General features: G+C 42.1%; 19 protein-coding genes and 1 pseudogene. 1 reads left to right on the forward strand and 19 read right to left on the reverse strand.

All coding sequences use genetic code 11. The features are described 5' to 3' along the window. Positions 1 to 479: 479 nt before the first annotated feature. The 8 genes from M1E09_RS21610 to spoVT form a co-directional block, all read right to left on the reverse strand. Complete coding sequence (locus M1E09_RS21610; RefSeq protein ID WP_456272813.1) at positions 480 to 902, reverse strand: S1 domain-containing RNA-binding protein; 423 nt, start codon at positions 900 to 902, stop codon at positions 480 to 482. A 74-nt stretch (positions 903 to 976) separates the two neighbouring features. Then, entirely contained in the window at positions 977 to 1,375 is a 399-nt protein-coding gene (locus M1E09_RS21615; RefSeq protein WP_456272814.1) for an FtsB family cell division protein, read from the reverse strand. 14 nt (positions 1,376 to 1,389) lie between these two features. Then, entirely contained in the window at positions 1,390 to 2,016 is a 627-nt protein-coding gene (gene yabQ / locus M1E09_RS21620; protein WP_456272815.1) for a spore cortex biosynthesis protein YabQ, read from the reverse strand. After that, a complete protein-coding gene (gene yabP / locus M1E09_RS21625) occupies positions 2,013 to 2,315 on the reverse strand; it encodes a sporulation protein YabP (protein WP_456272816.1) in 303 nt (100 codons plus the stop codon). The genes yabQ and yabP overlap by 4 nt, the downstream gene beginning before the upstream one ends. 81 nt (positions 2,316 to 2,396) lie before the next feature. Beyond that, complete coding sequence (locus M1E09_RS21630) at positions 2,397 to 2,666, reverse strand: RNA-binding S4 domain-containing protein (protein ID WP_456275050.1); 270 nt, start codon at positions 2,664 to 2,666, stop codon at positions 2,397 to 2,399. A 26-nt stretch (positions 2,667 to 2,692) separates the two neighbouring features. Next, the gene (gene yabN / locus M1E09_RS21635) at positions 2,693 to 4,153 is read right to left on the reverse strand and encodes a bifunctional methyltransferase/pyrophosphohydrolase YabN (RefSeq protein ID WP_456272817.1); all 1,461 of its coding nucleotides are present in this window, start codon (positions 4,151 to 4,153) and stop codon (positions 2,693 to 2,695) included. 12 nt (positions 4,154 to 4,165) lie between these two features. After that, the gene (locus M1E09_RS21640) at positions 4,166 to 5,770 is read right to left on the reverse strand and encodes a putative polysaccharide biosynthesis protein (RefSeq protein WP_456272818.1); all 1,605 of its coding nucleotides are present in this window, start codon (positions 5,768 to 5,770) and stop codon (positions 4,166 to 4,168) included. A 124-nt stretch (positions 5,771 to 5,894) separates the two neighbouring features. Then, a complete protein-coding gene (spoVT, locus tag M1E09_RS21645; RefSeq protein ID WP_456272819.1) occupies positions 5,895 to 6,431 on the reverse strand; it encodes a stage V sporulation protein T in 537 nt (178 codons plus the stop codon). 550 nt (positions 6,432 to 6,981) lie between these two features. On the opposite strand from spoVT, the gene M1E09_RS21650 reads away from it, so the two are divergent. Next, complete coding sequence (locus M1E09_RS21650; RefSeq protein WP_456272820.1) at positions 6,982 to 7,518, forward strand: MEDS domain-containing protein; 537 nt, start codon at positions 6,982 to 6,984, stop codon at positions 7,516 to 7,518. 357 nt (positions 7,519 to 7,875) lie between these two features. Here M1E09_RS21650 and mfd read toward each other — a convergent pair whose 3' ends face one another. From mfd to M1E09_RS21705, 11 genes and pseudogenes are all read right to left on the reverse strand, one after another. Beyond that, on the reverse strand, positions 7,876 to 11,406 hold the full coding sequence (gene mfd / locus M1E09_RS21655) for a transcription-repair coupling factor (protein ID WP_456272821.1): 3,531 nt from the start codon (positions 11,404 to 11,406) through the stop codon (positions 7,876 to 7,878). Between the two features lie 185 nt (positions 11,407 to 11,591). Further along, on the reverse strand, positions 11,592 to 11,822 hold the full coding sequence (locus M1E09_RS21660) for an anti-sigma-F factor Fin family protein (protein ID WP_456272822.1): 231 nt from the start codon (positions 11,820 to 11,822) through the stop codon (positions 11,592 to 11,594). 72 nt (positions 11,823 to 11,894) lie between these two features. After that, complete coding sequence (gene pth, locus M1E09_RS21665; RefSeq protein WP_456272823.1) at positions 11,895 to 12,452, reverse strand: aminoacyl-tRNA hydrolase; 558 nt, start codon at positions 12,450 to 12,452, stop codon at positions 11,895 to 11,897. Between the two features lie 88 nt (positions 12,453 to 12,540). After that, positions 12,541 to 13,194, reverse strand: coding sequence for a 50S ribosomal protein L25/general stress protein Ctc (locus M1E09_RS21670; RefSeq protein WP_456272824.1), 654 nt, complete (start codon positions 13,192 to 13,194; stop codon positions 12,541 to 12,543). 573 nt (positions 13,195 to 13,767) lie between these two features. Continuing rightward, entirely contained in the window at positions 13,768 to 14,727 is a 960-nt protein-coding gene (locus tag M1E09_RS21675; protein ID WP_456272825.1) for a ribose-phosphate diphosphokinase, read from the reverse strand. Between the two features lie 14 nt (positions 14,728 to 14,741). Further along, entirely contained in the window at positions 14,742 to 16,118 is a 1,377-nt protein-coding gene (gene glmU, locus M1E09_RS21680) for a bifunctional UDP-N-acetylglucosamine diphosphorylase/glucosamine-1-phosphate N-acetyltransferase GlmU (protein WP_456272826.1), read from the reverse strand. 732 nt (positions 16,119 to 16,850) lie between these two features. Beyond that, on the reverse strand, positions 16,851 to 17,147 hold the full coding sequence (gene spoVG / locus M1E09_RS21685) for a septation regulator SpoVG (protein ID WP_113928178.1): 297 nt from the start codon (positions 17,145 to 17,147) through the stop codon (positions 16,851 to 16,853). Positions 17,148 to 17,416: 269 nt separating this feature from the next. Then, positions 17,417 to 17,791, reverse strand: a complete 375-nt coding sequence (locus M1E09_RS21690) for a RidA family protein (protein WP_456272827.1) — start codon at positions 17,789 to 17,791, stop codon at positions 17,417 to 17,419. Position 17,792: 1 nt separating this feature from the next. Further along, a pseudogene (purR, locus tag M1E09_RS21695) lies at positions 17,793 to 18,642 on the reverse strand (pur operon repressor). 61 nt (positions 18,643 to 18,703) lie between these two features. Continuing rightward, positions 18,704 to 19,573 (reverse strand): 4-(cytidine 5'-diphospho)-2-C-methyl-D-erythritol kinase, encoded by an 870-nt coding sequence (gene ispE / locus M1E09_RS21700; RefSeq protein ID WP_456272828.1) that lies wholly within the window; start codon positions 19,571 to 19,573, stop codon positions 18,704 to 18,706. A gap of 568 nt (positions 19,574 to 20,141) precedes the next feature. After that, positions 20,142 to 20,321: a small, acid-soluble spore protein, alpha/beta type gene (locus tag M1E09_RS21705; protein ID WP_456272829.1), complete on the reverse strand. Its 180-nt coding sequence runs from the start codon at positions 20,319 to 20,321 to the stop codon at positions 20,142 to 20,144. Positions 20,322 to 20,445 lie beyond the last annotated feature (124 nt).

The raw sequence follows: 20,445 nt of genomic DNA on the forward strand, positions 1-20,445 counted from the left end.
CTTTATGATTTTCAGATTCAACATCACACAAATCAAAACAACAGGGCTTTGTTAGTTAATGCTTCTCTCATTTGACTCTAAAAGGAGAAATATATTTATACATTGGTTTAACAAGTGCATTTGTTCTGATTCTATATCAGTTAATTAAGAAAAGAGCAACCTGGACGATTGAATCAATCTTGCTTTTAAATAAACTCATACAGTTTCAGGGGAATATTAAGGGTGATTGGAGCGGAAGGTGTGCGACCTCCTGCGGGAATAGCGGGACAGGTGAGACCAAGGTTACGTACCAACTGGAACGGAAATCTGAAAACACTTTTTTAAATAGGGAAAATCAACAGCCTCATAATGTAGCCAAACAAAAAAAGAACCAGCTGCTTTCCAGGGATGAAATTCAGCCAATTCTTTTTCTTGCGCTCTGGTAAGCTCTTACTTACAGAGACTTCTCTATAAACCTGCTATATATAATAGACAGCAAGTTAACCTCTTTTAGCTCCTCTGCCGCCACGTTTTGATTCTGTATGACGTTTTAATGAAGATAAACGGTCTTCGCTATCCTTTAAGAAACGCGCCATCTTCTGTTCGAAATTCTCTTTTGTGCGAGTGTCATTCATTTTGTTATTGCGTGGACGCTGAGGACGCTGCGGGCGCTGGGGGCGTTGCGGCTGGTCTTTAGCCTTCCGGATGGATAAACCGATCTTTCCGTCTTTCTCAACATTCATGACTTTTACTGTAACTTCATCACCGACTTTTAAATGTTCATTGATATCCTTAACATAATTGTCAGCAACTTCACTAATGTGGACAAGACCTGTTGCACCTTCCGGCAATTCTACGAACGCTCCAAAATTTGTAATCCCTGTTACCTTACCCTGTACCTTGCTGCCTACTTCAATTGACATAAAAAGAATGCTCCTCCTTAAAATATTAAAAAATAAACCTTACTATATATTATAGCCAAACAAAAAAAAGAGTGTCAATAAGACGACTCTTCTTCTTCTTTTTTCTTATCCGGCTCGGGAATATTGAAAATTATTTCACCTTCGTCTGAAAGAAAATAATCTCTTCTGGCCAATTTGGCGATATAGTCATCATCATTGAGCTTTATGATTTCCTCTTCCAATATGGCCTGCTGCTTCTCCAGGTGTTCAAGTTTCACTTCAAGCCTGGCTTTTTCTTCTTCCTTCTGGTCGAGAACAGAAGCGCGCGAGATGAGGGTGGAAACGAGAAAACCGCTTATGGTGACGGCCAGGATAAATAGTAAAGTCAAACGGCGAAAGAGTCTCTTCTTCCTGTGGTGGCTGATCTTTTTCTTTAGTTCCTGCTGGCGGACATAAGCATTTTCCATCGAAGTGATATTTCGTTCACGGCTCACCCCTTGCACCTCCTTTATCTTTTAAATATCTTTTTCACCTTGGTAAGTATAACTTTAACAAATGGAAATAAATATCCTGCTAATTTATTATATAACTTCTCGACGAATTTTTTAAGATTTTTCGGCAAAAGCCCATAAATTATTTTTACCACCCAAAGCAACGGCGCAAACAAGATTTTTATAATGGCAAGTACCGCTTTCACAACAAAGCCAAAGACTGACCATAATCCTTTGGCAATGCCTGCGAGAATCGAAACCAGTAACAGGACCAGCCATTTCACCGGTGAGTAGATCAAATTCATTGCCAGTTTTACAAGAAACCTGTAGAAAGAAATACTCCCCTGAATGACTCTTTCCAATATCTTTTTGTATAAATCTTTCAGAAGAGCCTGGTATCCTGCGAAACCGCATAGCAGTGCAACAAAAATGTAAAATCGCACTTCACCGAAATTGACAGAGAACAAGATATAGAAAATAAAAAGGGCTTGCAGAATCCAAAACAGGAAATCGTTCAGGAAAACAAGCCAGCGTTTTTTCGTCTTTCTGTTCAGAAAACGGTTATACGTATCCAGTGCCGCTCCAAAAACACTGCCCATGCCGACCATCGCCAGCATGGTATAAAATTGGACCGAGAGCGTCATCGGAACAGCTTGCTAAAGAATCCTTTAGCTTTTTCTCCACTTTGCTCATCTAAATAGACAATATCAAACACTTTACCCTTAATGGAGACAATACCTTTATCGACATCGAGATTCTTCATCTGCAGGTTCTGTCCTCTGATTGAAAGGAATCCCATCACCGTTTCCAGCAGAAATTCCTCATTATCAAAGCTCTCCACCTGCTTCACACCTGTAATATCCAACAGGCGTCTGCCTCTCATCATGACATCATGTTCCTGCATTGTTCCTTTGTTACTGCCACTTTCATGATATTGATTCATTTTCATCCCCCACATTCACAAAGTACAGGCTTTGTAACTATATGTATGCGGTTGAAATGAAAATAGAACAAGCTATGAAATTCACTCAGACTCTTCGTTAACTCTTTCTTCACTTATGATTGTAAACATGGTGCCGGCTTCTTCCTTGCGTGTTGATTCCTGCAGGCGGTCCACTTTTGCTGTCACTACCTTCTGACCGAAGCGGATCTTTAATTCATCGCCGACCTTCACATTCGAACTCGCTTTTGCCTGTAAATCATTGATGGTGATTCTGCCTTTGTCCGCCACTTCTTTTGCCAAGGTTCTTCTTTTAATGAGGCGTGATACTTTTAAGAACTTATCTAATCGCATTGTTGCCATTTATATTCTCTCCTTCACTAGTTGATTCCCTTCTCTTTCGCTTCATCCCAAAAGTGATCCAGTTCATTCAACGAAAAATCCTCGAAGTTCTTTTCACTTTCCTTCACCTTTTTTTCCACATATGAAAAGCGATTGAAGAATTTATTATTCGCCATCGCCAGAGCCTCTTCCGGATGTACCTTATAAAAACGGGCGATATTGATCAGCGAAAACAGCAAATCACCAAATTCACTGATTTGCGTGTGTTTATCTCCTTTCGCTGCCTCTTCACGGAATTCCTCTATTTCCTCGCCTACTTTTTCCCAGGCATCATCGGCAAGATCCCAGTCAAAGCCGACTTTGGCAGCCTTTTTCTGATACTCGTACGCTTTCATCAACGCTGGGTATCCTTTTGCGACTCCTTTAAGCAGCGGCTTTTCCTGTTCACCTTTTTCTTCTTTTTTAATACTTTCCCAGTTGGCTTTTACATCAGCAGAATTCTCCACACTCACATCTCCGAATACGTGCGGGTGCCTTCTTACCATTTTGGCAGCGACCGTTTCCAGAACTTCATTGATCGAGAACATTCCCTCATCTTCCCCGATTTGGGCATGAAGCATAATTTGAAGCAGAACATCTCCCAGCTCTTCAATTATATGGTCGGGATCCTCTTCTTCTATCGCTTCAAGAAGTTCATATGTTTCTTCTATTAAATACTTCTTCAGCGAATGATGGGTCTGTTCGATATCCCATGGACATCCGCCCGGTCCGCGCAGGCGTGCAATGATATGCCTGAAGGTGGAAAATTGTTTGTACCTTGTCTCCATTGCAGGAGCCGGCGGCACATACAAGCTTGTTAAATTATTGAGTTCCACTTCCCGGTCAAGTTCAACCAGGGGAACAGCCTTGACAATTTCTTCTCTGGTGCCGGCAGCCGCGACAATCTTCACTTCATAATCATAAGGATAAAGTTCCATCAGCGTCAGCTTTACATCAGAGGCGACAAAACTATCGTAGACCTGGCCGATGATAAGATGCTGTGTCATCCGGATATCTTCCTGATGCAAGTCGGTCCCATCCAACAGCTGAAATCCCTCAATCGGATCAGCTTTCACCGCCGCAAAAAGCGGGTCCAGAAAGCTCTGTCCTCCTGAAATCTCCAGTTCGAATCCCTCTTTTTCCGCTGCTTCAATTAACAGCTGAACTGTTTTTTCAGCAACAAGGGGATGCCCCGGGACTGCATATAAAATCTCATCTTCACCAGCAGCCTGTTTCAGCACTTCGACAATTTCAATGTAGACACTTTCAAAGCTGTCATGCTTTTCATATATGTAATCAAAAGACTCATAAATGAAGCCTTCTTCCTCTAATTGCTGTACTACCGGGTGTCTTTCAGTCCGGATAAAGGTCTTTCTTTCACTCTTTAACTGCTTATAAACACCCAGCGGCAGCTGATCCAACTCGCCTGCTCCAAGGCCGGCAACAATAATTTTATGCATGGTATACCTCCGTCATGAATTAATACGCCTTGCTAAGGAACTCAGTTTTGATCCCAACGGAAGCTGTTCCATTTCAACCTGGGAAAAAATCTGCCCTTTTAAAATGATCGCAATAAAAATGATGCCGCCCAGCCCCGCACCGGTAAGGGCTTGTATCATTGATAGGAAGCGGGAGTCCACACCGTCCATCATCATCGTGAAAACAAGTGAATGAAGCTGAAGGACCAGTGTCATGCCTAATCCGGCAATTGCTGTAATCAGATAAAACCGGCGTGAAAGGAATAAAAAGCGGAATTGTTTCTTTAAACGCCATATGAGCATGGCAGCGATCATTCCCAAGGCTGCTACAGTCGAAATCGAGGAGCCCATCGTTCCATACTGATATACAAGAAGGATATTAAGAACGTACTTAATCCCAAGCCCTGCAAGAATCGTCATCGCTGGAAAATAGATCAGTTCAATTCCCTGCAGAATGCCTGCAATCGTCAAGATGATGGAACTGAATAATATAGATAAGCAAAAAACAGCAATGACATCAGAGCCTGCACTGTTTTGAAAAAGCATGATGTTCGTGGGTTTGATGATATTGATTAAGCCAAGAGCAGCAGCAAACCCTGTTAAACTTCCAATTTTAAGCGCCAGCCTGATCTTTTCATGCATCTCTTCCTTTTCACCTTTGCGGAAAGCCGCAGTAATCAGCGGAACCAACGTTAAAGAAAGAGAGGTGCTGACAATGGTGCCTAATTGGATGAAAGGCTGGCCGCGGTCATAAACCCCCTTCAACTGTTTCGCTTCCGCTTCTGCTATTCCCGTTTTTAACAAAAGAGAATAGACATTAAGGGCATCGATCAGCTGAAGCAATACGAGCAGCATCCCGCTGACACATATAGCTGTGCCATGCTTGAGGAGCCTGCTCCATATTTGTTTGTCTTCCCGCCTTAATCTTAAAGAGAAGGGATTAAATATACGCGCTCTTTCCTTCCATACAAACGTTATGAGCACCAAAATACAGACAAGACCCCCTGTGATGGAGCCGAACAAGGCGCCTGCACCTGTTACATAAAGCGAATATCCTTCAGCTGTCAGTATCGCTGAAAAGGCAATGATTGTTATAACCCGTACCAGCTGTTCACCCACTTGAGAGTAGGCAGTGGGGACCATATTTCCGGTCCCCTGATAAAAGCCCCGCAGTCCCGATATAAATGGAAGCAGGAGGAAGGTGAAACTGATCAATTCAATCAGTTCTATCAGCTGAGGGTCCCCCATCAAAGCTGCAATGGAACCTGCTCCGAAGTAAAGAAAAAGAAACCAAAGCATGCCGGTCACACTCAAAAACAGGAAAGACGATTGAAGGACAGCCAGTATCTCTTTATCATTCTGTCCGTCCTGCCGTTCAGCAATCATTTTTGAAATGATGACCGGGAAACCATATGTAGACAATGCGAGGGCTATCCCATAAAAAGGATAGACCTGCTGATAAATATAAAAACCTATATCTCCGACTATATTTTGAAAAGGCACACGGTATACTGCACTGAGAATCTTGGTGATCAAGGCTGCAGCTGTCAGGATAAAGGTTCCTTTCATAAAGTTTTTAGATGTATTTTCGTAAGGCAATCGTTGTTTCCTGCCTTCCTATGCAAATTAATGTACTGTATTATAACACAAATCACCCATTATTTTTCAGTATGCGGCCCTGATGGAGGGCAAAAAAAAGAAGCGGCATTAACCGCTTCGATTTTTATGATTCCATTTGTCTTGCTAAAAAGCCAGCTGCCGTTTCTACTGCTTTCTGTTCAACTTCTCCAACCGTCTTCTCCTTAGAAAAGATTGTTACTGTACCGATCGGGTCGCCATTGGCAATAATCGGTGCAATGGTATAGGAGGACACTTCTTCTTCCACTCCTTCAACAAGTTCCACTTTCCCTTGTTGTGTTTGTAAAACGGAGGTGCGCTCTCCCATTTGCTTTTCAATAAGATCGCTGATATTTTTATTGAGGAATTCTTTTTTAGAGCTTCCTGCAACTGTAATAACAGCATCCCTGTCAGTAATCAGTACGGAGCTGCCAAGGCTGTCATACAGTGCTTCAGCATATTCTTTTGCAAAATCACTTAACTCACTGATCGGTGAGTATTTCTTCAAGATGACCTCGCCGTCTCTATCAACGAAAATCTCCAATGGATCACCTTCGCGAATTCTTAGAGTCCTGCGGATTTCCTTTGGAATTACGACACGACCCAAATCATCAATACGACGAACAATACCAGTTGCTTTCATCTATAGTTGCCTCACTTTCATCAGATGATTTTTTTCGGTAATTACTGTTGAATTCATTACCAAACTTGACTTTAGTATCCTTCAAGAGGAAACTTCTATACACAATACACTATTTTTTCTGCAATTACGTTTTTGTACTAGTTGAGGTTTATTTTACCAAAATGGCAGCTGCATTAATTTAATACCCTGACTCCTCCAAATTAAACAAAATTTACTTATTACAATTGGATTACAGTTCTCCATAGCTAATTAACAGGACCCAGCCACTTTAGCACTTCACCGCACGAAGAGGGCCTGGCCCTTTTAGCGCTTTACCGTACTAAATTTCTAATTCTTCCGGATCCCCTCCATTTAAGATAAAAACATACCCTTCTTATTCAACTTTAGACGAAATTTTTAGATACTTCACCTGAATCAATGTTATGCTGAATATGCATGCAGCTTGGCTAGGTATTGTGGGTGCATTGTTGCAATACTTATTCCAACAATCTGAAAAGAGTTTTTTACTGGTTGAAGATAAAGAAAGCCGTAGATATAAGAATGGGGTGCTATGTTGGAGAAAACGCATTATAAAACAATCAATCGCCTTAATAACCTTACCGAGGGACATATATTATATATTTTTGAGGATGTAGAAGAGTATATAAAAAATGTAGTGGACTTTGTTAATTGCGGTTTAGAAGAGAATCAATACTGCATAATAATCGAAAATGATCGAATAAATCTTATGTTGCAAGATAGGCTTGCAAAAATATTGAACAAAAGCCAATTAAGTAAAGTAGTTATCATCAATAATTTTGATTTTTATTACGCTAAGGGTGATTTTCAATGTAATTCAATCTTCGAATATCTCCCGAAATTAATTGAGAATTTTTCAGAGGAAATCCCTGTCCGAAGCTGGGCTCACGTAGAATGGAGAGATGAGGGAGAAATACATCAAAATTTATCAGCCTCTGAAAAAGAAGCGGATGTTATTGTTAGTCAGGAAAGACTTCTCTCTGTTTGTGCATACGATTCAGAAAGGGTTAGCGGAAAACTTAAAGAAAGCTTGATAAATCACCATAACTTTCTTTTGAAAAATGATTGAAAGAAGCGAATGGGAAGAGAGGCTGGCAACTACAGGATAGAAGAACATGATAAGAAACTCGCTACGAAGCGGTGTTACAGGAGGAGACCCAAGGGTTTCTTCCTTTTTTCTTTTGTTAACGCTCTTTATGTCACTGCTTTTCTTGGACAAACCCCACCGTCACTTTAAGTAATTTATCCGCATTCATCTTTTCCTTTTCAATGAACAGCCAATAAACTTGAAGCTAGTATCGTATGTATCGGCGCGTAACCACAAAATAAGCAGTCCAATTTACAGGCATCGGACTGCTTACAGGTTTCTTATTTAATGTTTAGTCCTCTTAAACAGATTCCATGACATTGTTACCGGATGGTTTTCTTATGAATGGACTTCTGCATCTTTTCTCGCAAATTGTATATTCTTTACGATATCGTATGCGATATTAAACCACTGGGATGTTTTCATTCGGTTTGTATTGATGGTCACTTTAAGCTTTTGTTCTTCCATTCCCAGTCCGACAGCACGGCCGTGTTTATTGCAGATATCAAACACCTTGCTGCCGTCGATTTCCTGTGTTCCCTCAGGTGACATATAAATTGAAATTTCCTTTTTGTTCTGTTTGATGCTTTCCAGCTTGGCCTGTCTTGCATAAACCTTCATTTCTGATATCTGGAATAGATAGGCCGTTTCTTCAGGATATTCACCGAAGCGGTCCATCATTTCATCTTGAAGTTCCTCCACTTCCTTGAGAGTGGAGACAGACCGGAAACGTTTATACATCTCAATCTTTTGGTGGCCGTCTTTAATATAGCTGTCCGGGATATACGCATCGACTTCAATATCCACCTCGAATGAATAAGCTTTTTCTTTTGGAAGGTCGCCTTTTCGTTCTTCGATTGCCTCTTTCAGCATCTGTGAATAAAGGTCGAACCCGACAGAGTCAATAAATCCGTGCTGCTGGGCGCCAAGTATATTCCCGGCTCCCCGGATCGTCAAATCACGCATGGCGATTTTGAAGCCGGAACCGAGCTCCGTGAATTCTTTAATTGCCTGAAGCCTTTTTTCAGCAACCTCTGTAAGGACTTTATCTTTTCTGTAGGTAAAGTAAGAATAAGCAACCCTGTTCGATCGGCCTACCCTTCCTCTCAATTGATAAAGCTGGGAAAGTCCCATTCGGTCCGCATCAAAGACAATCAAAGTGTTAACGTTCGGAATATCAACACCCGTTTCAATGATTGTTGTCGTAACCAGCACATCAAACTCACCATCAAGAAAACTGAGGATGACCGATTCCAGCTCATTTTCATTCATTTTCCCGTGGGCAAAAGCAACCCTTGCATCTGGAACGAGCATCGAAATCTCTTCGGCTTTCCGCTCGATATCTTCCACACGGTTATACAAGAAGTATATTTGGCCGTCCCTCGCAAGTTCCCTTTCAATTGCTTCCTTAATTAATGCACCGTTATACTCCATGACATATGTCTGGACAGGAAAACGGTTTTCGGGTGGTGTTTCAATGACGGAAAGATCCCTCACGCCAAGCATCGACATATGAAGCGTCCTTGGAATTGGCGTAGCTGTCAATGTCAGAACATCAATGTTGGTTTTCAGCTGCTTAATCTTCTCTTTATGAGTAACCCCGAACCTCTGTTCCTCATCAATGATTAAGAGACCGAGGTCGCGGTACTGGATGTCTTTGGATAAGATCCGATGTGTACCAATCACCACGTCAACCGTACCCGCTTTAATGCCTTTAATCGTTTCTGTTTGTTGTTTTTTCGTCCTGAACCTGCTCAACAGCCCGACTTCAAGGCCGAAATCTTGAAATCTCTCTTTCATTGTTTCGTAGTGCTGCTGGGCAAGGATTGTTGTCGGCACAAGCAAAGCCACTTGTTTTCCATCTACCACCGCTTTAAAGGCCGCCCGGATGGCCACCTCTGTTTTACCGTAACCGACATCACCGCAAAGAAGCCGGTCCATAGGTCTTTCCCTCTCCATATCCTTCTTGATTTCATGAATGGATCTCAGCTGATCTTCTGTTTCCTGATAAGGGAAAGAGGTCTCAAACTCCCTCTGCATATCCCCATCTGGAGAATAGGCATAGCCTTTTGAAGCTTCCCTTTCAGCATATAGCTTGATAAGATCATCCGCGATATCCTGCACCGAGGACTGGACCTTGCTTTTGACTTTCTTCCATTCAGAACCGCCAAGCTTATACAGCTTGGGTTCCTTGCTCTCGGATGCCACATATTTTTGGACCAGATCAAATTGTTCAACTGGGACATACAGTTTATCAGTGCCCTGATATTTAATATGAAGATAGTCTTTATGAATGCCATTTATCTCAAGGGTTTCAATCCCTAAGTATTTACCTATACCGTGATTGACATGAACAACATGATCGCCGACTTTAAGTTCTGAATAGCTTTTGATTCTTTCTGCATTGGAAAGCTTTTGCCTGCGTGGAGCTTTTTTCGTTTTCTTATTGAAAAGCTCTTCCTCTGTCAGAACAGCAATCTTCATCATTGGCAGTTCAAAGCCGTTCGTTAAGTGGCCGTTGAGAATCTGCGCCTGGCCTTTCAAGAGCTTGTCATCTGTTGTTACCGCCACTTCTATGTCATAATCATTCAAAACCCGCTGAAGTTTTTTAATCCTTTCTTCATCAGGGCCCAATAAGACGATCGTAAAATTCCCTTTTTTCCAACGATCCAATTCAGCCTTCAGCACATTCATCTGGCCATGAAAGCTTTGCATTGGCTTACTGGAAAGATTGAATATATTCTGCGGGCTTGTATTTGGAATATGACGCAAAAATAAAGAGAAATAAACCTTAGGCAGACTTGTTTGGACAAGAAGTTTTGAAAGATTATGAGAAACCTTCACATCATGGACGATTTCGCCCTCTTGCAAGAGAGATGTATACCAGTCAGCCTCTTCTTTATCAAGTGACTCTCCCATTTCCTGGATTCTTCCCAATTCGTCCAGGAAGAACACCCCATCCCCGGGGAGGTAATCTAGCAAGCTAGCAGCTTCATCATAGGCAAACGATAGATACTTATAAATCTGCTCCGGCTTTTGCCCGTTTCTCAGCTGTTCCAGTTCCAAACCTATATTTTGGGTCAGCTTCTCTTTTACAGCATCCGTTTTTATTTTCTTCAAGCTCTTAGACAACCCGGTTTCCAGACGATCAATAATATTCTCCAGGTGCTCTGTATTCATGATGGTCTCTGATGCGGGACCTATCGATACTTCCTGTAATTTTTCAATTGATCTTTGATCCTCTAGTGAAAAGGAACGAATCGAATCAATCTCTGTATCAAATAATTCAATTCTGACCGGTGTGGGCAGAGTATGAGGAAAAATATCAAGAATTCCTCCTCTTAAACTGAATTCACCCGGTGTCCCGACCATTTCATTTCTTTGATACCCCATTAAAACCAACTGATCCAGTAACTTGCCGAGATCGACGTCTTCTCCCATAGTGAATGACAATTGCAAAGATTTCCAGAGCGATTTAGGCGGCAGAATCTTTCTCAGGCCTGCTGCAGGAACAACAAACACTCCGTTCTTATTCATGGCAAGCTTGTTCAGTACCTCAATACGCTGTGATTTCAACTCCGGACTCGCAACACTCAATTCAGCGGCAATCAGTTCATTTGCCGGATAGAGAAAAACTTCTTCTTCAGAAAGGAACTGAAGAAGGTCATCATATATTTTTTGTGCTTGCAGCAGATTGTGTGTAAGCACAACAGCCGATTTCCCTGATTTCCGGAACATCGACGCAATGAATACGCTCCTGGAAGATCCGGACAGGCCTGCAACCAGCTGCTCCTCCAAACCTTCTTCCACACCTGCAGCAAGTGCCTGCAGTTCTTCATTTTGTCCGATCAAGTGTAAGATGCTTTTCAAGGGAGTATTCCTCCTCTCTTTATGCTTTCTATTTATAAAATTTTAGAATATCTCAATTCCTGCTTCTTGCAGGTATTGAGCATGAATGTAAATCGTATGAATCGATTAAATTAAAAACCTATTAACACAATGCTACAGGGTGTTATATCAATAGAAAAATGCTTTGGTACTAAGACCAAAGCCGATTAATGGATAAGATAATCTGACTGATGATAGTCCGGATTACGGTTTAAGGATTCCTCGCAGTCCTCGCAAATCGTTCTAATATGGATATCGCCATTTTGTTCATAAGAGACCATATCCATCCGCTCTTCCTCCGAAAGCTTATGCAGCCCCACCTGCTCGGAATGCAAAGATACTTGCGAAAGACTCCCGACTTTATGGCCGCAATGACGGCAGAAATAATGGATAGTCATGTTCCATCCTCCTTCATAAACACTCCTGTCATTAGTATGAACGTGTTATGAAGGAGTTATACAGCAGAAGGCTCAGTTAAACTTATTCATTACCTCGAGGAAAGGCTTCCCGAGCCATTCTTCACATGCTTCCGTACAGGATTTGATGACATCCTGCATCGTCTCCCATTCTTCCGGCGTAAACTTCCCTAACACATAATCAGGTACCTTCATCCCGCTTGGCGGACGGTCAATTCCGACTCTGATCCTGTTGAACTGCTGGGTACCCAGGTGAGCAATGGTTGACTTGATGCCATTATGCCCTCCTGGACTACCTTTTTGGCGAAGCCTGATTTTCCCTACAGGCAAATCCAAATCATCATAAATCACCAATAAGTCCTCTTCATCGATATCAAAGTAATCCATCAGAGGAACAATACTTTCTCCCGATAAGTTCATATATGTAAGAGGCTTCAGTAATATGACCTTTTCGCCTTTATGATGAATGCTTGTATATACCCCTTTGAACTTTGATTGATTAAGGGGGCTGTCAAACTTTTTGGCAAGTTCATCTATAATTTCAAAACCGATATTATGCCTTGTACGATCATATTGAGCTCCCGGGTTGCCAAGCCCTACTATTAATTTCATTTATTACACCTCATTTTCCTGCACTGCCGATACCCTAAGTATAAACGATAAAAGGCGCAACCCGCAAAAGGCTGCGCCTGAAATTAGATTATTCTTCTTCGCTTTCGCTTTCATTGCTTGCTTCTGTTTCTCGGCCTTCCTCATTTTCAGGCTGGCCAGCTTCCTGTTCTTCACCAGAACTGATTTCTTCCTCTTGGCGAGGAGCAAGCACAGATGCAATTGTACGTTCATCTTCTGTGTTAATGGTAAAGGAATAATTGCTTTTAATATCGCCTATTGTAATTGTATCCCCTACTTGCAGCTCAGAGATATCCACCTGGATGCTGTCAGGGATATCAGAAGGCTTAGCAGTTACTGACACATCATGCAGCGGCTGCTGTAATACACCGCCATCTTTAACTCCTGCAGATTCTCCAACAAGCTCCACCCGCACATCTGCGTCCATTTCTGAAGACATGTTGACTGCAAGGAAGTCAGCATGGATAACAGCATCTTTAATGTGGTCCTGCTGATATTCACTCAAGACAACATTCTGTTTGTTACCGTCAATATTTAAAGAAATGATTCCGTTTCTTCCTGCTTCTCTCATTGTTTTAATGAATTCGATGGAGTCAATTGAAATCGGAGTATTCTTTGCTTGATAGCCATAAACTACCGCAGGAATATCTCCATTATGTCTCAGCTTGGTCAAATCAGATCTCTTTGTACCTTTTCGATTATTAGCTTTTAGTTCAACAGCCATGAATAAACACCTTCCTCAGTTTCTAGAATAGTCTCTCTATAGAAAATACCCTAAAATAGGAAAGATTAAACAGGTTATTCTTAATTTATGTTTTCCTTTGGGTGATTACGGTTGGCGAGAGGTTGTACTTTTGTTGAATTGCGGTTCGTTCTCGGCTCTTTCGGGGTGTGACTTTTTCTTTTGTGCTGACTTGAACCTCATTCCGGACTCTTTCGGGGTGCGACTTTTTCTTTTGTGTTGACTTGAACCTCGTTCCGCCCTCTTTCGGGGTGTGACTTTTTCTTTTGTGCTGACTTGAACCTCATTCCGGACTCTTTCGGGGTGTGACTTTTTCTTTTGCGCTGACTTGAACCTCGTTCCGCCCTCTTTCGGGGTGCGACTTGACTCCTTTTGGCTGACTTGAACCTCGTTCGTTCACGCCTTTTTCTAAGTCTGACTTTTCCTTGTCAAATAATTCTTCCCCTTGTAAAAACAATTACAAACATACTTTTATGACTGCTGCATTACGTTTCTAACCATTATATAAAGCAATAAAAAACCAGACGACATATGCCGTCTGGTTCCAGTCATCGATCAATCAAACAAAGTACTTACTGATTGCTGCTCGAATACACGGATGATCGCTTCACCGATTAGAGGAGCAACAGAAAGCTGTGCAATTTTATCGATCATTTTATCTTCTGCTAAAGGAATGGAGTTCGTTACGATTAATTCTTTGATCTTTGAGTTTTGAATTCTTTCAATAGCAGGGCCTGAAAGTACCGGGTGAGTACAGCACGCGTATACTTCACGTGCGCCATTTTCCACAAGGGCATTGGCTCCAAGAGTGATGGTTCCTGCTGTGTCGATGATATCATCGATCAGGATGGCGATTTTGCCATCAATGTTTCCGACGATATTCATGACTTCAGATACATTTGGCTTTGGACGGCGTTTGTCGATGATGGCAATCGGCGCTTTCAATCTTTCAGCGAGTTTACGGGCTCTTGTCACTCCGCCGTGGTCCGGGGAAACAATAACAACATCCTCAGAATTGAAGCCTTTTTCAATGAAGTAATCCCCCAGGATCGGTACACCCATTAAGTGATCAATCAAGATATCAAAGAAGCCTTGGATCTGAGGTGCATGAAGGTCCAGCGTGATAACGCGGGTAGCACCGGCAGTTTCAAGCAGGTTTGCAACCAGCTTTGCTGTAATCGGCTCACGCGCACGTGCTTTACGGTCTTGTCTTGCGTAGCCATAGTACGGCATTACGATATTGATTGTCTTTGCAGAAGCTCTCTTAAGCGCATCCACCATGATCAATAACTCCATCAGATTTTCATTTACCGGAGCACAAGTTGATTGGATGACGAACACGTCGCAACCGCGGATACTTTCTTCGATATTGATTTGGATTTCCCCGTCACTGAATTGTTTTACGGTACATTGTCCAAGTGGGACTCCCACTTCTTTCGCAATTTCTTCTGCTAGCGATCTGTTTGAATTCAAAGAAAAGATTTTTAATTTAGAATTAGAGTAACTGTTAGGCATGGCAACCTCCAAAATTAGTTGTTGTTAAGATTTAATTTATTTACATAGTTTTCTTTGTTCACTTGGCGGGCTCTGGCAATGGACAGGGATTCACCTGGAACATCCTGGGTAATCGTTGATCCTGCAGCAACATAAGAACCTTTTCCGATTGTCACAGGTGCTACGAGGTTTGAGTTGCATCCGACAAAAACACCGTCTTCAATCTTTGTAAGGTGCTTGTTCTTTCCATCGTAGTTCACAGTGATGGAACCGCAGCCCAGGTTCACATCTTCTCCCACTTCTGCATCACCAATATAACTTAAGTGGGAAGCTTTGCTGCCTTTCCCAAATGTAGATTTCTTGATTTCAACGAAGTTGCCGATTTTCACTTCATCCATAACCTGGGAATGTGGACGGATATGGGCGAATGGCCCGATATTCACATCCGAACCGATTTCACTGTCATGGGCAACAGACTGCTTGATGACAGTATTATTGCCGACTTTACAGTTAATAATTTCAGTATTGGGCCCGATTAGGGTATCCTCTCCAATTACCGTATCTCCTTTAATAACGGAACCCGGCTGGATGACTGTATCCCTGCCGATTTCAACATCGGCACCAATATAAGTGGTATTCGTGTCAATGATTGTGACACCGTTGCGCATATGTTTTTCGTTAATGCGTTTTTTCATGATTTGTTCTGCCTGAGATAAAGCGACACGGTCATTGACTCCCAATGTCTCTTCAAAATCATCGGTCTGATAAGCTCCGACTACTTCGCCGTCTGCTTTCATGATTTCAATGACATCCGGTAAATAGTATTCACCTTGTACATTATCATTGGAGACTCTTTTCAATGCATCAAAAAGGGCTTTGTTATCAAAACAGTACGTTCCTGTATTGATTTCTTTCACAAGCCTTTCTTCTTCAGAGGCATCCTTATGCTCTACGATCTTTTCCACGAGCCCCTCTTCATTCCGGATGATTCTTCCGTAACCTGTCGGATCGGCCGGGTTACCTGTCAGGATGGTCGCTTTTGCTTTTTGCTCATCATGATGCTTTAAAAGCGCTTCCATTGTTTCTGCTTTAATAAGCGGAGTATCCCCGCAAACCACCAAAGTAGTGCCTTCAAGTCCGCTCAGGCTGCTTTCCGCCTGCATGACTGCATGAGCTGTTCCAAGCTGTTCCTCTTGAAGGGAAAATTCACTTTTTCCTTCAAGGTGTGTCTGAACAAGCTCAGCGCCATGTCCTACTATCGTTACTGTTTTATTTATATCAAGATTTGAAATTTGATCAACTACATGTTCCACCATCGGCTTGTCGCAAACCGGGTGCAGCACTTTATATAGCTTGGATTTCATTCTGGTTCCCTGTCCTGCTGCTAAAATAACGGCATATCTATTAGTCATATATTTAGGGCCCTCCAATATCCTATTTTCCATTACGAATATATCCTAAATACCTGCATATTTCAAGGAATCTCTATAAAATACACATATTTGACAAGGGCTGAGTGAATGGGGATTGTATGTGAAAATAATATTGAGGGGAAAGGGAGCTATTAGTAAATGAGGAATTTTAACCTGGTGTGGATTGTAATCTCTGGCATTTAAGTTGGAATGAACAATGCATAACCTCATTATGCTCTTTTCACAAATATAGTTGCTATTCAAATATGATCAGAGTAGTGATTTCCGCTCCAGGCGTACGACTCCGCGGGGCGTGCGGTGAGCCTCCTCGGCTTCGCCTGCGGGGTTACGTTCCAGTGGGTACGTAACCTTGGTCTCACCTGTCACGCTAGTCCCGCAGGAGGTCGCACACCTTCCGCTCCAATCGACACATTAATAACTTTAGCAGCAATAAAAAGCACTAAAAAACCACAACCAGCCAGGTGACAACATTTTGTAAATATGATTGACATTGATAATGAGGAGAATAATATCTACTCTAGAATCTCCCTAACTTAACAAAAAAGCAGGATATTACTTGGGTGATATTGGTCTATTAGAATCGTTCCATCTATACAATTTCATATAATCCATTCTTTATCCCTGTGACTTACCCAGGTAACGGAATCCCTTGCATAGACTCAAAAAAAAAGAGCCTTACTATAGAAGTAGGCTCCTGCTGTCATTATTCTGTTAAGAAGCACTTCCAGCTTCTTCTAGTTCCACTTCTTCCAACTCACCTAAACGATGATATTCTGTAAGAACTGCTTCCTGGATTTTGCCGCGAGTGCCTGAGTTGATTGGATGAGCGATATCACGGAATTCTCCATCTGGAGTTCTTTTGCTTGGCATTGCAACAAACAATCCGTTATTGCCATCGATGACACGAATATCGTGTACGACAAACTCATTGTCCAGTGTAATGGAAGCAATGGCTCTCATTCGACCATCGGTATTTACACGGCGTAATCTAACATCTGTTACTTCCACTTTATTCACCACCTTTTTCCCTAGATGAAATCTACTTAAAATATTCAACGAAATTTTCGCAATTCCTTCTTAATTTGTAAAATTTTTTGAAAAAATTACGTTTTTTCAGAAATCTTCTGACAAATAACGTTTTAAACCTTGATATATAGGGAATAGTACATGATTAATTTTTTTCAATTTTTTATGAAGTTTTTCACTTGTAATGTCACTCCAAAAAGAATTTCCCACAAAAAAAGAGGATTTCGCAAGACGAATCCCTCTTTTACCAATTATTTTACAAGTGCGACTACTTCTATCTCCACCAGCGCATCTTTTGGAAGTCTTGCAACCTCGACACACGATCTGGCTGGTTTGTGGTCCGCAAAATATTCGCCATACACTTCATTGATGGCAGCAAATTCATTCATGTCCTTAATGAAAACTGTCGCTTTAACGACCGTTTCAAGTGAGGCACCGGCTTCCTCCAAAACAGCTTGCAGGTTTTTAAAAACCTGATGTGTCTGGTCTGCCACTGTTCCTTCGATCATCATTCCTTCTGCTGTCAATGGAATTTGACCTGAACTGTAGAAAAGGTTATTAACGATGATTCCTTGTGAATATGGACCAATAGCCGCCGGGGCTTTAGAAGTGGAAATGCTTCTCATATTAATTTCCTCCCGTTTCAAGAAATGAAATAGCAGATTTGAAATAATTTCCTTCTGATACGTTAATTTGTTTCTCTTTTACATCAACATCTGATAGCTTCACCAGTGAGATGTATTCATCTACAAGGCGCTCATCGGCATTTTCCGCTTCTACCAGGACGGCAATCCCAGATAATTGGGCGGAGAATTCATCAAGAAGATTTTTCATGCCGTTCACAGTGCCGCCCGCCTTCATGAAATCATCTACTACCAGGACCTTTGAACCTTCCTTGAGGCTTCTCTTAGAAAGGACCATTGTTTGAATGCGTTTAGTTGATCCAGATACATAGTTAATACTGACTGTGGACCCCTCTGTCACCTTGCTGTCCCTTCTTACAATTACGACAGGTACATTCATGTGACTCGCTATGGCATGGGCAATCGGTATCCCCTTTGTGGCCACTGTCATGATGACATCAATATCACTGTCGGCGAAAGCAGAGGCAAATAACTTGCCGACCTTGTCCATTGCCCTCGGGTTTCCAAGCAGATCTGTCATATATAAATAACCGCCTGGCAAAAGCCGTTCCGGATTGGCAAGGTGGTCACACAGTTCTGCAATCACTTCACCCGCATCAGACTTTTTTACTTTTGGTATATATCGTACACCGCCTGCAGCCCCGGGTACAGTCTGTACAGTTCCTACCCCCCCGGCCCTCAAACGTTTCCTTGATAATTCCCAAGTCTTCACTGATCGATGATTTCGCAGAGCTGTATCTTTCGGAAAAAAACGTAAGGGGTACTAAGTGGTGAGGCCTCTCCAGCAGATAGTGAGTCATATCGATTAACCGTTCGCTTCTTTTGAATTTCAATTGTGATATACCTCCTTCAAATCCGAATATTGTAAGCTAAATATATCACTAATATACGGATTTAAGCAAGAGGGATCCGGTCACCCTGCATCCTCACAGCAAAAACCTGGTCACAGAACCCACGCAGTCCGTTATATATACGCGGAAGTCTTGATTCATATTGGACAAGGCCGAATACTGTCGGACCGCTCCCGCTCATTAGCACGGCGTCTGCACCGAAACGCTCCATTTGTTCTTTAATGTGCTGGACTTCCGGATGCATGTTTAGCGTGACAGATTCCAGGACATTCCCCAGGCTGCTGCACATATCATCATAATGCCCTTTTTCAAGAGCTGTAAGCATGCCGGCAGTATCAGGATGGCGGACACTATCCAATCTCAGATTCTTGTAGACCTCCCCAGTAGAAACGCCTATTGACGGCTTGGCCAGGATCACCCAGCAGTTCGGCGGAGCTTTAATATGCTGGATCTTTTCTCCCCGCCCTTTTGCCAGTGCAGTTCCTCCATACACACAAAATGAAACATCCGAGCCAATTTCAGAACCGAGCTCAGCCAGCTCGTCCAATGAAAGGCCAAGATTCCATAAATCATTAAGCCCTCTCAGAGTAGCAGCCGCATCACTGCTTCCGCCAGCAAGACCTGCGGCAACAGGGATGACTTTATCTATAGATATGGCGACACCCTTTTTGATTCCGAGCCTTTCTTTCAATAAATGAGCAGCCTGATAGGCAAGGTTGCGCTGGTCATCCGGAACAAACCGGTTATGAGACAGGATCTTGATCGTATCTTGTTTCAGCTCATTTAGTTCAATACGGTCGGCTAAATCAATTGTCGTCATAATCATCTCGACTTCATGGTACCCATCTGGACGTTTATGGAGAACATCAAGGGTAAGGTTGATTTTAGCCGGTGCTTTTACTAACGTTCTCAAAAATATCACCTACTTTTATACAAACCAATTAGACGAACATCTTTGCTATTTTTTCTTATATGCTCTTTTCGTGAAATTATTGCTATTCAACAAGTTCAGACTGATTTACGCTCCAGGCATGCGACTCCGCGGGGCGTGCGGTGAGCCTCCTCGGCTTCGCCTGTGGGGTCTCACCTGTCACACTAGTCCCGCAGGAGGTCGCACGCCTTCCGCTCCAATCGACATTTTTAGTTTATAAACTAAAAATGGAATTCAAAAAAACACATTATTGGAAAACAGCCATCATTTAAAGAAACAATTCGCTCAAAGATGTTCAATTCGTTCGTTTTTTATGCTCTTCATGGATTATCTATGGAAACTATTTTAGCATATTCCTTCTTTGGCATGCTGTAAAACCCTCGATTTTTTATTAGTTACTCTCATGCTAGCCTTTTCAAAGAAAGAACATTCATTGCAGAGCTTAATTATTGTTCATCAGAACAAAAAAAGGACCGGCCAGAAGGAATTCTCCCTTCTAAAGCCGATCCTTTTCACTGCGGCAAGTCAGCAAGTGATTTATTCAGGAGTTTCAGGACTGGTTGTTCAACATCCCTCGTTGCGCAAGTTCTACTGCCCTTTTTACCATATTTCCGGCATCCTTGGATCTAATGCCACCCCATCCTTCTTTTTGGACAGTGTCATAAAATCCAAGTTCTTTCGCAATTTCTTCCTTCAAACGATCGGACATCATTCCTCGTCTTCTGCTCATCACTATTCCTCCTTTATTAAGGCCGCATGTTTAGCATGAACAGAAATGCAAATAATGTTACTGGGAGAATGACTCCATAAATTCCAATATGTATATGCTCTATAAAAGTTAAAAAGCAGTAAAC

It is taken from the genome of Bacillus sp. AK031, from assembly GCF_053903065.1.